This is a genomic window from Rhodoplanes azumiensis (assembly GCF_042682915.1).
In the GTDB taxonomy this organism is placed as follows: domain Bacteria; phylum Pseudomonadota; class Alphaproteobacteria; order Rhizobiales; family Xanthobacteraceae; genus Rhodoplanes; species Rhodoplanes azumiensis.
Map to the genome: position 1 here is coordinate 1 of NZ_JBHUIW010000018.1, position 13,172 is coordinate 13,172.

At 68.2% G+C, this 13,172-nt stretch carries 9 protein-coding genes, 1 pseudogene and 1 CRISPR repeat array; all 10 genes and pseudogenes read right to left on the reverse strand.

What is annotated here, in order from left to right:
- Positions 1-90 precede the first annotated feature (90 nt).
- Positions 91-1,752: direct repeats of the CRISPR family, unit length 36 nt; unit sequence GCTTCAATGAGGCCGCGGCTGTTTGGCCGCGGAAGT.
- Positions 1,753-1,978: 226 nt separating this feature from the next.
- The 10 genes and pseudogenes from cas2 to ACFSOX_RS15280 all read right to left on the reverse strand — a co-directional run bounded on the left by cas2 (position 1,979) and on the right by ACFSOX_RS15280 (position 13,040).
- Positions 1,979-2,272 carry a CRISPR-associated endonuclease Cas2 gene (cas2, locus tag ACFSOX_RS15235; protein ID WP_378478669.1) on the reverse strand — a complete coding sequence of 98 codons (294 nt, stop codon included), beginning with the start codon at positions 2,270-2,272 and terminating at the stop codon, positions 1,979-1,981.
- 131 nt (positions 2,273-2,403) lie between these two features.
- Positions 2,404-4,107: a CRISPR-associated endonuclease Cas4g/Cas1g gene (gene cas4g/cas1g / locus ACFSOX_RS15240; protein ID WP_378478670.1), complete on the reverse strand. Its 1,704-nt coding sequence runs from the start codon at positions 4,105-4,107 to the stop codon at positions 2,404-2,406.
- A 467-nt stretch (positions 4,108-4,574) separates the two neighbouring features.
- A pseudogene (locus tag ACFSOX_RS15245) lies at positions 4,575-4,888 on the reverse strand (KUP/HAK/KT family potassium transporter); the annotation flags it as partial.
- Between the two features lie 16 nt (positions 4,889-4,904).
- Complete coding sequence (locus ACFSOX_RS15250) at positions 4,905-5,588, reverse strand: response regulator transcription factor (protein WP_378478671.1); 684 nt, start codon at positions 5,586-5,588, stop codon at positions 4,905-4,907.
- Complete coding sequence (locus ACFSOX_RS15255) at positions 5,585-8,308, reverse strand: DUF4118 domain-containing protein (protein WP_378478672.1); 2,724 nt, start codon at positions 8,306-8,308, stop codon at positions 5,585-5,587. Before ACFSOX_RS15255 ends, ACFSOX_RS15250 begins: the two co-directional genes overlap by 4 nt.
- 30 nt (positions 8,309-8,338) lie before the next feature.
- Positions 8,339-8,950, reverse strand: coding sequence for a K(+)-transporting ATPase subunit C (locus ACFSOX_RS15260; protein WP_378478673.1), 612 nt, complete (start codon positions 8,948-8,950; stop codon positions 8,339-8,341).
- An 11-nt stretch (positions 8,951-8,961) separates the two neighbouring features.
- Positions 8,962-11,079, reverse strand: coding sequence for a potassium-transporting ATPase subunit KdpB (kdpB, locus tag ACFSOX_RS15265; protein ID WP_378478674.1), 2,118 nt, complete (start codon positions 11,077-11,079; stop codon positions 8,962-8,964).
- Between the two features lie 23 nt (positions 11,080-11,102).
- Positions 11,103-12,806, reverse strand: a complete 1,704-nt coding sequence (kdpA, locus tag ACFSOX_RS15270) for a potassium-transporting ATPase subunit KdpA (RefSeq protein WP_378478675.1) — start codon at positions 12,804-12,806, stop codon at positions 11,103-11,105.
- 10 nt (positions 12,807-12,816) lie between these two features.
- Entirely contained in the window at positions 12,817-12,906 is a 90-nt protein-coding gene (locus tag ACFSOX_RS15275; RefSeq protein WP_378478676.1) for a K(+)-transporting ATPase subunit F, read from the reverse strand.
- 11 nt (positions 12,907-12,917) lie between these two features.
- Positions 12,918-13,040 carry a hypothetical protein gene (locus ACFSOX_RS15280; RefSeq protein WP_378478677.1) on the reverse strand — a complete coding sequence of 41 codons (123 nt, stop codon included), beginning with the start codon at positions 13,038-13,040 and terminating at the stop codon, positions 12,918-12,920.
- Positions 13,041-13,172: the final 132 nt, after the last annotated feature.

The following is a 13,172-nucleotide window of genomic DNA, read 5'->3' on the forward strand; positions in this document are numbered from 1 at the left end:
GCTCACCCGCCCAGGGAATCCCCCGGCGATTCAGCCACACCGAAAACCGCTCTAGCTCGCGTCCGTCCTGATCTTCCGGATTCCGACGTTGCTTCAATGAGGCCGCGGCTGTTTGGCCGCGGAAGTCCACGGCAACTGCTTCGGCGTACCGGACTATTCGCGTAAGCTTCAATGAGGCCGCGGCTGTTTGGCCGCGGAAGTGCCGCTGCTCTGCATGGCGACGAACTCGGGCTCGGATCGGCTTCAATGAGGCCGCGGCTGTTTGGCCGCGGAAGTCTATCCACTCCCTGACTCTCATGAATATGAGATTATTATGCTTCAATGAGGCCGCGGCTGTTTGGCCGCGGAAGTGCCAAGTCCCTCGCGGCCGGCGAGACCGCCGCCGAGCGCTTCAATGAGGCCGCGGCTGTTTGGCCGCGGAAGTCTCCTCGCCGTCCACCCCGCGACGCGGCTGATCGTCTACGCTTCAATGAGGCCGCGGCTGTTTGGCCGCGGAAGTCGGAGCAGTTCGAACCGCGCGTGATGGCGCTGCTCGACGCTTCAATGAGGCCGCGGCTGTTTGGCCGCGGAAGTCCCGATCGTGAGAGCGTGCGCCGCGCGGGCGGCGGTGCTTCAATGAGGCCGCGGCTGTTTGGCCGCGGAAGTCGTTCACGCTCCCCAGGATCGTGATCAGGCGCTCGGTGGTGCTTCAATGAGGCCGCGGCTGTTTGGCCGCGGAAGTCGATCGGATTGGAAACGGGAGCTGAAGAACTCGAACGCTTCAATGAGGCCGCGGCTGTTTGGCCGCGGAAGTTCGACGATCTCGACCGCTATGCCTTCACGCTCGTCGGGCTTCAATGAGGCCGCGGCTGTTTGGCCGCGGAAGTCCTGCATCGACGACTGGGGTCCGCTGCTGCTGATCGAGCTTCAATGAGGCCGCGGCTGTTTGGCCGCGGAAGTGCCCTAGTTGCCTCAGCATGGGGGAACAAGAACAGTGGCGCTTCAATGAGGCCGCGGCTGTTTGGCCGCGGAAGTCTAGAATGAAAGAAAAGTCAATGGAAATTCTTGGTGGCTTCAATGAGGCCGCGGCTGTTTGGCCGCGGAAGTCAGGATGGGTGCCAAGGGCGTCGGCACACGCTTCTAGGCTTCAATGAGGCCGCGGCTGTTTGGCCGCGGAAGTCCCGGGTGACGCGGTCGTGCTCACGCCGCACGTTGCAGCTTCAATGAGGCCGCGGCTGTTTGGCCGCGGAAGTCCTCGCGGAGCGCGCGCACGACCGGCCAGCCGCACTCGCTTCAATGAGGCCGCGGCTGTTTGGCCGCGGAAGTCGCTATGGCCCGGACGCGGTGGTCGGCGTCGCCTACTTGCTTCAATGAGGCCGCGGCTGTTTGGCCGCGGAAGTCGAGAGACGCCGTGAACAAGAAGTCCCCGAACCCCATCGAGCTTCAATGAGGCCGCGGCTGTTTGGCCGCGGAAGTGTCTCGCTCGTGTAGACGTGCGGGTCGTCCTCGCCCTTGCTTCAATGAGGCCGCGGCTGTTTGGCCGCGGAAGTGTTCGATGCTGGCGCTGCGCCACGACCTGATTTTGCAGAGCTTCAATGAGGCCGCGGCTGTTTGGCCGCGGAAGTCGCGGCCTCGACACGCTGGTTCAGCAGGGCCGCAACCTGCTTCAATGAGGCCGCGGCTGTTTGGCCGCGGAAGTCGTTCGTGCTTTCCGCGATCATCACCATCGGTCGTCTCGCTTCAATGAGGCCGCGGCTGTTTGGCCGCGGAAGTCGGCCGGCTCGCAAGCCGCCGGGGCGGCTGGCGATTTCGAGCGGATCGCGAGCGCTCCGAAAAAAAGCCGCCCGGCGGCGGGCCGGAGGCTTCGATCCACGCTTCACGATGTCAAACAACCCTCGCTGGCGCAAGCGGATTTCGGCCTGCGAGCGCTCCCGGGGGGTTCGGCACCACCGCAGCGCTCGCGCGGCAGCGGCGGCTCCTCCCGCGACGCCGGCGAAAACTATATCACCACGGCGGACCGCTGCACCGGCCGGAAGCTTTTCCCCAGGCTTTCCACCCGCGGGTCGATCTTGTCGGCGGGGCCGAGATCGAGGATCAGCACATGGTCGTGGTCGGCGCGGATGACCTCCTCCAGCCGACGCGCCAGCTCGGCGCGGCGACGCGCCGTCAACCGGCACTGGAAGACCGAGAGCTGCAGCCACCGGCCGTAGCCGTTCATCAGCTTGAACACCCGGCGCCAGCGCTTCTCGTCGGCGATGTCGTAGGTGACGACGTAGAGCCGCTCGTCGATCACGATCCCCTCCTCGCGGGTGCGTGCCGGTTCGCCGCCGCCCCGGTCGCGTCGCGCGGTCCCCCTCCCCGCCCCTCCCCCGCACGCGGGGGAGGGAGACGAGCCGAACGCGCCCTCCGTCCCCGGACCAGCCGTCACCGCACCAGATAGTGCGGATAGTCGTCGATCTCGCCGGCGAGATGGCGGGCGAGCAGACGTGCCTGCACCTCGAGCAACCGGCGCATCGCGACCCGGTAGCCGAACACCGGATGCGTCACCTCCTGGTCGAGGCGGCGCTCGTAGGCGGCGATGAAGGCGCGCTTGGCCGCCGGCTTCAGGGTCACGGCCGGACCGGCGGCGGTGAAGCCGTCGGGCTTCACCTCGCCGTTGTTGATCACCTGGATGACGGTCGAGTCGGCGAGGATCGGCCGGAACGGCTCCATCATGTCGAGGGCGAGCGCGGCGCGGCCGAAGCGCGGCTTGTGATAGAAGCCGAGATAGGGATCGAAGCCGACACCCGACAGCACCGTGTGCCAGGTGCGGGTGAGCAGCGCGTAGCCGAAGGACAGCATCGCGTTGACCGGATCGGCCGGCGGACGCCGCGTGCGCTTCTCGAACGCGAACTGAGGAAATTTTTGCGCGGCGTCGCCGAGCATGGTGTCGAAGAGGCGAAAGTAGCGCGCCGCCGCCTCGCCTTCGAGGCCCAACAGCTCCGCCTCGGTCGGCGCGTGCAGGGCGCGGTCGGCGAGCCGCGCCATCGCCTCGAGCGCGCCGTCGCGCGCCGCCTCGTCGCCGGCCTTGAAGTTGCGGCGCAGGAACACGCGGGCGTTCCTGATCTTGGCGGCGACGAGCGTGCGCGCGAAGCCGAGCGCGCGACGCTCGTCGAAGGCGGCGCGATACTGGGCGATGCGGATATTGACGTTGCGGTGGCCGGTCGAGACCGTGTGGCCGAGCACCCAGCCGCCCGCCGACGCCCAGGTGACCGGGATTTCCTCGCGCAGCAGCGCCGTGACGGTCGGTCCCGTCACCGAGACGGGGCCGTGCAGCACCAGCTCGGAGACCTCGCCGATCGGCACCTCGGTCTTCACGTCGTCGGTCTCGATCACCAGCGTCTCGCCGGATTTGCGCACGCGCGCGCCCGGCTCCTGCACGTAGAGCGGCAGCGCCGCGTCGGCGGACGGGTTGAGCGGGCGCGGCGCCAGGCCCTTGCGGAAGAACGACACCTCGTCGGGCAGGCAGATGCCGGCGAGCGAGCACTTGGTGCATTTCGGGTTGTCGAGCAGCGGCGGCGGAAGCTTGCCGGCCGCGGCGGCGAGGCGGAGCTGGGAGATCGCCGTGCGGGTCTCGGCTCTCAGCTCGGCGTCGAGACCGATGCGCACGCGCTCGCGCGAGCCGGCGTACCAGATCGCGCCTTCGGTCACGCGATAGCCGGCGTCCTCCAGGATCAGCGCCTGGGCGCAGACCTGCACGCGCTCCGGCGCGTAGGCGCCTTCGGCGACATGCGGTCGTTTGCCCTTCTTGGTGTCGATCGGCGTGACGACGCCGTCCTCGCCCTCCACCAGATCCATCTTGGCGATGATGCCGAGCGTTTCGGACGCGAGCGTCACCGCGCGAACGGTGAAATCGGGCTTGTCGTCGACCGCCTCGGCGGCCGGCAACCTGCCGCCGCCGGCATCGACCCGCACATGGGCGCGCCGCCCCTCCTCGGTGTCACCGGAGTCGGCCCATTCCCCGTCCACCCACTCGAGGAACGCAAGGCGCGGGCAAAAAACCCACTCGTTGACCATCCGCACCGGTACCAGCGGCGTCTCGGCCGTCGCCGGCGGCGCCGGCAGGTCGAAGGAGAGCTGGATGGACATGATGCATCCCCTGGGTTGCGCCAACATCTCGATCGTCACTTAGACGAGAGGCATCGAGGCTGTCCAGAGAGCGATCGTCTCGCGACCTTGCGGATCCGGCGACCGCGATCGAGCACCACATGGAGAACCGGGGCCGGCGCCGCGTGATCTCGTCCCGTTCAACGGCGGCCGCAACCGCGTCTACGCGGTACTGTCACGCAAGCGCCCGTTGACGCTCGCCATGGTTCGCCGCCGGCATGAAGGCCTCGGCATTCCAGCCGAACCGCCGATCGAGGGGGGTGGGAAGGCGGGGTGAGACGGGGAGCCGAGGCCCCCGCTCTCCGAACGGCGCCTCGCAGGCGGAAGGCGTGCTCGGTTCACCGAGACGGTGTCGGCCATCGGCGTCGGGAGCCGGCGCCGCCTGACGACCCCACGCCCGAGTTCGGACGGCACGGTCGAACTCTGGAATTCGACTGTCGCCACGACAGGACGAAGAACGACGTCGACCTGATGTCGAACTGCCAGCCCGGCTTCCGGGCGATGGCCGGCACGCGCGGAAACGTTGGGCGATTCCATGGAACCGAACTGCAAGATCACCCGAGAGCCCGTGTTCCCCGGACGCTCGATGACGACGCGCTCGTCCAGCAGGACGCGCGGGGTCCGCGCCGCCGACACCCGTAAGATCACGTCGTTCTCGTGAAGCACCTTGCAGTGCTTCGGGCCGTGAAGCAGCGCCGGGGAAGCACTGGTGGGGTCCGAGGGCGGGAACACGGCGGTCACGGGGCACGCGATGCGGTGGCCTCCCAGCCGCCCCCGTGTCAGGGGCCGCGCAGCCGATAGCCGATGCCGGTCTCGGTCAGGATGTGACGAGGCTGCTCGGGATCGGCCTCGATCTTCTGTCGAAGCTGGCGCACGTACACGCGCAGGTATTGAGCGTCGGTGTGCTCGTCCCACAGCTCGCCGAGCAGATACTTGTGGGTCAGCACCTTGCCGGCATGGAGCACGAGGAGGCGCAGGAGATCGTACTCCTTGGGCGACAGCTTCACGTCGCGCTCTCCGACACGCACGATGCGGCGGACGAGATCGACGCTGAGATCCCCTGCCCGGAACACCGGCCGCTCGCCTTGCACCTGCAACTGATGACGCATCGCGGCCCGCATGCGCGCCAGCAACTCTTCCATGCCGAACGGCTTCGTCACGTAATCGTCCGCCCCGAGGTCGAGCGCCTCCACCTTGCCGGCCTCGTCGTCGCGGCTCGACAGGATGACGATCGGGATGCGCTCGTTGCGTCCCCGAATCGCGCGGAGAAGCTCGAGGCCGGTGATGTCGGGCAGACCCAGATCGAGAAGAACCAGGTCGGGATTCTCGGCGAGCATCGTCAACGCCGTCTTTCCGTTCGGCGCTTCGAGAACGTCGTAGCCCTGCGTCCCCAACCCCATTCGCAAGAGCTTGCGGATCGGCGGCTCGTCGTCGATCACCAGCACCTTGATGCCGGCGCTCATGCGGCGGACTCCAACGTCCTGGCGCCGATCCGGACCGGCAGCGTGATCGTCAGCACGGCGCCGGGCCGATCGATGCGGTTGGCCGCCGTGAGCGTCCCGTGCATGGCCTCGACGAAGCCTCGGGCGATCGCCAATCCGAGGCCGGTGCCGGCGCGCACATGGTCCCCCTTGTTGACACGGAAGAACTTGTCGAAGACGCGCTCGAGGTCGGGTTCGGGAATGCCGGGCCCTTCGTCCATCAGTCGGACGAGGACGGTCCGGTCCACCCGGCCGGCTTCGATGCGGATGCGGGATCCCTCGGCCGTGTACTTCGCAGCGTTGTCGAGCAGGTTGAACAGCGCCTGCTCGAGCAGCACCGGGTCGACGTCGAGCATCGGCAAGTCGGACTGGAGGTCCACTTCGACCGAATGGCGTGCCAAGATCTTTCCCGCGCGGCGGAGCACGCTTCCGACGATGTCGGCGAGGTCGTGGGGAGCGCTGTTCGGCACGATCGCACCGGATTCGAGCTTCGTCATGTCGAGCAGGTTGGCGATGAAGCGATTGAGCCGCTCGGACTCGTCGACGATGGTGGCCAGCAGCTCGGTCTTCTGGCCCTCGCTCAACGAGCCGCCCAGCTCCCGCAGCGCGCCGGCCGCGCCCAGCACCGCGGCGAGCGGCGTCTTGAGATCGTGCGAGATCGAGGTGAGCAGCGCCTGGCGGAGACGGTCCGCCTCGATGGTGCGCTTGGCGTTGTCCATCGCCTCGACGAGATTCACCCGCTCGATCGCGAGCGCGCCCTGGTCGATCAGGGCGTCGAGCAGGCGCCGCTCGTCGGGGGTGAGCAGGGGCCCGGTTCGGTCGCTGTCGATGCCGATCACGCCGACGATCCCGCGGCCGGTCCTCATCGGCAGGAACAGGCGGGTGGCCCCCGGAAGCGTTTCGGAGCTGCGCCCCGCCGGACGGTTGCTCTCCCACGCCCATTTGGCGGCGGCGAGATCCTTGTCGCCGAGCGTATCCTCGGGAGGATAGCCGGCCTTGACCGCGATCGTGGAGCCTTCCGGCAGAAGTACCACCACGCGCACCCGGAGCATCAGCGCGACCTGGTAGACGGTCGCCCACAGCACGTCGTCCAGGGTGCCGACCCCGGCGAGCTTGCGGCTGAAGCTGTAGAGCTGCTCGGTGTCGCGGGCGCGGTCCATCGCGGCGACCGCCTGGCTCCGGACACGTCCGGCGACATGCGATACGAGGATCGCCAGCACGGTGAAGAACAGGAAAGCCGCGACGTTGGTCGGGTCGGCGATGGTGAAGGTGTGGAGGGGCGGGAGGAAGAAGAAGTTGTAGCAGAGCGAGGCCGCCATGCTGGCGATCAGCGACGGAATCAAGCCGCGCGCGACCGCGACACCGACGACGGCCGTCAGAAAGACGAGGTCGATGGTCTCGACCCCGACCCACGGGCGAATCAGGATCCCGGCACCGAGCGCCACGGCGACCGCGGCGAGGGCCGACGCATAGCCCATCCAGTCGCGCCCCGCCCGTCGCCGGCTCGTCTTCACCGTCTTCTGCGGGATCGGATCGCCGGCGATGTCGTCGCCCGCGATGACGTGCACGCTGATGTTGCCCGCACGGCGAACGAGGTCGTGGACCACCGAGCCGTACACGATCTCGTGCCATCGCGTCCGCGACGACTTTCCGACCACGATCTGGGTGACGTTGTTGGCGTGCGCCCAGGACACGATGTCGTCGGCGATTCGCTTGTCGCTGCGCGGGATCGTCGCCGTCTCGCCGTCGAGCGTCTGCGCGAGGCGCAGCGTGTCGGCGATGCGATCACGCTGCACGTCGTCGAGCCGATGGCTCCGATGGCTTTCGATGTGGAGCGCGGTGAACGGGCCACGCAGCCGATCCGCGAGCCGCTTGCCGTAACGCACAAGACCGGCCGACCGCGGATCCTCCGAGATACAGACCAGAACGCGCTCGCCGGCCGGCCACGGCCCCGGAATGGCGCGCGCTTTCATCTGGCTGAGCAGTTGCTCGTCGACCCGCTCGGCGGTGCGGCGCAGCGCGAGCTCGCGCAGCGCGGTCAGGTTCGCCGGCGAGAAGAAATGCTCCAACGCACGCTCGGCCTGCTTGGGGACGTAGACCTTGCCTTCCTTGAGACGCTGGATCAGGTCGTCCGGCGTGAGGTCGATCAGCTCGATCGCGTCGGCCCGGTCGAACACCGAGTCGGGGATCGTCTCGCGCACCCGCACGCCGGTGATCTGGGCGACGACGTCGTTCAGGCTCTCCACATGCTGCACGTTGACGGTCGTGAAGACGTCGATGCCGGCGTCCAGCAGTTCCGCGACGTCGAGGTGACGCTTCGGGTGCCGGCTTCCCGGCGCGTTGGTGTGGGCCAGCTCGTCGACGAGCACGAGCCGCGGCCGGCGCGACAGGATGGCGTCGAGGTCCATCTCGTCGAGAGTCTGGCCTCGGTACTCCATCCGCTTGCGCGGGATCACCTCGAGGCCGTCGAGCAGCGCCTGCGTCTCGACGCGGCCGTGGGTCTCGACCACTCCGACGACGACGTCGATGCCTTGGCGCAGCTTCGCGCGGGCACTCTGCAGCATCTCGTAGGTCTTGCCGACCCCCGGGGCCGCGCCGACGAAAATCTTCAGCCGGCCGACGCCCGCCTCTTCGCGGCGGGCCGCGTCGAGCAGGGCGTCGGGCGAAGGTCGCTGGGTCGGGTCGCGCCGGTTGTCCGCCATGGCCGGATCATATCACCTCGGTCGGCCGGGTCACCGGCGGTCGTGTGCGAGCTGCTCCAGCGCCAGGTTCAGGGCGAGAACGTTCACCCGCGGCTCGCCCACGATCCCCAGGAATCGGTCCTCGACATGGGATCTGACCAGGTCTCTGACGCGCGCCTCCGCCAGGTCGCGGGCCTTGGCGACCCGAGGCACCTGGAACTCCGCCGCCGCCTGCGAGATGTGCGGATCGAGACCACTCCCCGAGGCGGTGACGAGGTCGACCGGCACGGGGGAGCCCGGGTTCTCCTTGCGGAGCGCCTCGACGTCGCCCCGGACGCGCTCGGCCAGCGCCTTGCTGGTCGGGCCGAGATTCGAGCCCATCGAGTTCGCGGCATTGTAGGGCGCGGCCACGCTCTTCGCGGGATCGGCGGGGTCGGGCCCGGTGGTGGCCGACGGGCGGCCGTGAAAGAACCGATCCTCGGTGAAGTTTTGACCGATCAGGATCGATCCGACCACCTTGCCGTCCCGCTCGATCAGGCTGCCCTGCGCCTGATCCGGAAAGACCAGGCCGGCCACGCCGGTCATGGCGAGCGGATAGGCGAGGCCGGTGATCGCGGTGAGCAGGACGGTCAGCACGATCGCGGGGCGTAGTTCACGGAGCATGTCTTGTTTCCTCAGAAGAGATGGAGCGCAGTGACGACGAGGTCGATCGCCTTGATGCCGATGAACGGCACGACGATGCCTCCGCCCCCGTAGATCAGCAGGTTTCGGCGCAACAGCGGGCCGGCGCCGATCGCCCGGTAGCGCACGCCCTTCAGGGCGAGCGGAATCAGCGCCACGATGATCAGCGCGTTGAAGATGATCGCCGACAGGATCGCGCTCTGCGGGCTCGCGAGCCCCATGATGTTGAGCGCTCCGAGCTCCGGATGGACGCCGAGGAAGATCGCCGGGATGATCGCGAAGTACTTCGCGACGTCGTTGGCGATCGAGAAGGTTGTCAACGCCCCGCGGGTCATCAGCAGCTGCTTGCCGATCTCGACGATCTCGATCAGCTTGGTCGGGTTGGAGTCGAGGTCGACCATGTTGCCGGCCTCGCGCGCCGCCTGGGTGCCGGTGTTCATGGCGACACCGACATCGGCCTGGGCGAGCGCCGGGGCGTCGTTCGTCCCGTCGCCGCACATCGCGACGAGCTTGCCCTTGGCCTGCTCCTCGCGGATCAGCCGCAGCTTGTCCTCGGGCGTCGCCTGCGCGAGGAAATCGTCGACCCCGGCCTCGGCCGCGATCGCGGCTGCCGTCATCGGGTTGTCGCCCGTGATCATCACGGTGCGGATGCCCATCCGGCGCAGCTCGGCGAAGCGCTCGCGGATGCCGCCCTTGACGACGTCCTTGAGCTGGATGACTCCGAGCAGCCGGCCGTCCTTGGCGACCGCCAACGGGGTGCCGCCCGCCCTGGCGACCTCGTCGGCGATCGCCTTGACCTCGCGGACGGCGTCCGGGCTCACCCCGAGACGGAGCGCACGAGCGGCGCCGCCCTGGACGGCCGCCGCCGGCGGAGCACTGAGAAACGCCAGGACCGCGTCGACCGCCCCTTTGCGGACCCAGGACGCGCCGACCTCCATGCCGCTCATCCGGCTGTGCGCCGTGAACGGAATCGACCGCCCCTGCAGCTCGGCGAGATCGCGGCCGCGAATCCCGTGCTTCTCCTTGGCGAGCACCACGATCGAGCGCCCCTCCGGCGTCTCGTCGGCCAGGGAGGCGAGCTGGGCGGCATCGGCCAGCTCCGCCTCGGTGACGCCCGATATCGGCCGGAAGGCGGTCGCCTGGCGATTGCCCAACGTGACGGTGCCGGTCTTGTCCAGCAACAACGTGTCGACGTCGCCCGCCGCCTCGACCGCATGCCCGGACATCGCGAGCACGTTGAAGCGCACCAACCGATCCATGCCGGCGATGCCGATCGCCGACAGAAGCGCCCCGATGGTGGTCGGGATCAGGGTGACGAACAGCGCCACCAGCACGACGACGGACACGGCGCCACCGGCGTAAGCGACGAAGCTCGGGATCGTCGCGACCGCGAACACGAAGATGATCGTCATCCCGGCGAGCAGAATGTTGAGGGCGATCTCGTTCGGTGTCTTCCGGCGCGCCGCCCCCTCGATCAGTGCGATCATGCGATCGAGGAAGGACGAGCCCTTGGCCGCGGTGATGCGCACGACGATGCGGTCGGAGATCACGGTCGTGCCGCCGGTCACGGCCGAGCGGTCGCCGCCGGACTCGCGGATCACCGGCGCCGATTCGCCCGTGATCGCCGCCTCGTTGACCGAGGCCATTCCCTCGATCACCTCGCCGTCGCCGGGGATCACGTCGCCGGCCTCGACAAGCACGAGGTCGCCGGGGACGAGATCGTCGGCCCAGGCGATCTCGTAGAGCTCGCGGTTGTCCGGCAAGAGGAGCTTCTTGGCCTTGGTCTGGGTGCGGGTCTCGCGCAGCGCGTCGGCCTGCGCCTTGCCGCGCCCCTCGGCGACCGCCTCGGCGAAGTTCGCGAACAGGAGCGTGAACCAGAGCCAGGCCACGATCTGCGCCGTGAAGGCGATGTGCTCGCCGCCGGTCGCGACGTCGCGGGCGAGCAGCACCGTGGTCAGCAACGCCACCACCTCGACCACGAACATCACCGGATTGGTGATCATCTTCCGCGGGTCGAGCTTCTCGAAGGACGCCGCCACCGCGGCCGCGATGATCCCGGGGTCGAGGAGGGTCGACGGACGGACCCGCTTGTTGACGATGAAGGTCGGCATGTCGAAGCTCCGGAGGTCAGATCTCAGAACAGGGCATCGGTGCGCATCGCGAGATGCTCGGCGACCGGTCCGAGCGCGAGCGCCGGGAAGAACGTGAGCCCACCGATGATCACGATCACCCCGACCAGAAGGCCGACGAACAGGCCACCGTTGGTCGGGAACGTGCCGGAAGACGCCGGCACCACCTTCTTCGCGGCGAGCGAGCCGGCGATCGCCATCGCGGGCACGATGACGAAGAATCGGCCGACGAGCATCGCGACGCCGCCGGTCAGGTTGTAGAACGGCGTGTTCCCGGTGAGCCCGCCGAAGGCCGACCCGTTGTTGGCCGCTTGCGACGAATAGGCGTACAGCACCTCGGAGAAGCCGTGCGGGCCGGCGTTCCCCATCGACGCGACGGCGGGCGGGAACACGACGGCGACCGCGGTCCAGCCGAGCATCATCAGCGGCAGGCACAGGATCGCCAGCATGGCGAGCTTGACCTCGCGGGCCTCGATCTTCTTGCCGACATACTCCGGCGTGCGCCCGACCATCAGGCCGGCGACGAACACCGTGATCACGACGAAGATCAGCATGCCGTACAGGCCCGCGCCGACGCCACCGACGATGATCTCCCCGAGCTGCATGTTGATCAGCGGGATCATGCCGCCGAGCGCCGTGAACGAGTCGTGCATCGCGTTCACGGCACCGCAGGACGCCGCCGTGGTGATCACCGCGAACAGCGCGGAGAGCGCGATGCCGAACCGCACCTCCTTGCCTTCCATGTTGCCGCCGGCGAGCGCGAGATCGTTCAGCGTCGCGGTGCCGGCCGCCTCGGCCCAGTACGTCACGGCGACGCCGACGACGAACAGGACGCCCATGGCGGCCAGGATCGCCCATCCCTGACGCTGGTCGCCCACCATGCGGCCGAACACGTTGGTGAGCGCCGCGCCGAGCGCGAAGATCGCGACCATCTGGACGAGGTTCGACAGCGCGGTCGGATTCTCGAACGGGTGCGCCGCGTTGGCGCCGAAGAATCCGCCGCCGTTGGTGCCGAGCATCTTGATGGCGACCTGCGAGGCGACCGGACCGACCGCGATGGTCTGCTTTGCGCCCTCCAGCGTGGTCGCCTCGACATACGGACCGAGCGTCTGCGGAATGCCCTGCCACACGAGGAAGAGCGCGACGACGATCGATATCGGCAGCAGGACGTGGAGCGTGCAGCGGACGAGATCGACCCAGAAGTTGCCGACCGTCGTCGCCGAGCCGCGGGCGAAGCCACGAATCAGGGCGAATGCGATGGCGATGCCGGTCGCGGCGGACACGAAGTTGTGCACCGTCAGACCGGCCATCTGAGCGAGGTACGACAGCGTGCTCTCGCCGCCGTAGTTCTGCCAGTTGGTGTTGGTGAGAAAGCTGACGGCGGTGTTGAAGGACAGTTCCGGCGGCACCGCCGCCATGCCCTGCGGGTCGAGCGGCAGCAGCCCCTGCAGGCGCAGCAGCGCGTAGAGCGTCGCGAATCCGGCGACGTGGAACAGCAGCATCGCGATCGTGTAGGTCAGCCAATGCTGCTCGCGCGTCTCGTCGACGCCGGACACGCGATAGAGCGCGATCTCGATCGGCCGCAGCACCGGCGACAGCGGCGTCCACTCGCCCGTCAGCACGCGGGTCATGTACCAGCCGAGCGGTTTTGTCAGCGCGACGACGATCGCGCAGAAGATCGCGATCTGCAGCCATCCGATCAGGGTCATGGCGAGCCCCTCAGAACCGCTCCGGCTTCAGCAACGCGAAGCCGAGATAGAAGAGGAGACCGGCGGTCACGGCGGCGCCGAGCCAGTAATCGAGGATCATGGGCTGTCCTTTCACAGTCGCTCGCAGGCGTAGGCGTAGCCAATCGTCAGGCCGAGCAGGCCGAGGCCGATCGCGAGCACGACGATGTCCATCATGGATGTTGCTCCTGCGGCACGGCGGACGTCGTCCTGCATCCGCACCTCGTTTCGCCGCGACCGCGCGGATCCTTGCGTCGAGACCCGCGTCGCCGGCGCACTTCAGATGGCATGCCGCACCGTATGAATTCGAGAGGGGTCGGCGAGCCGCCATATAGGAATTCCATAAGG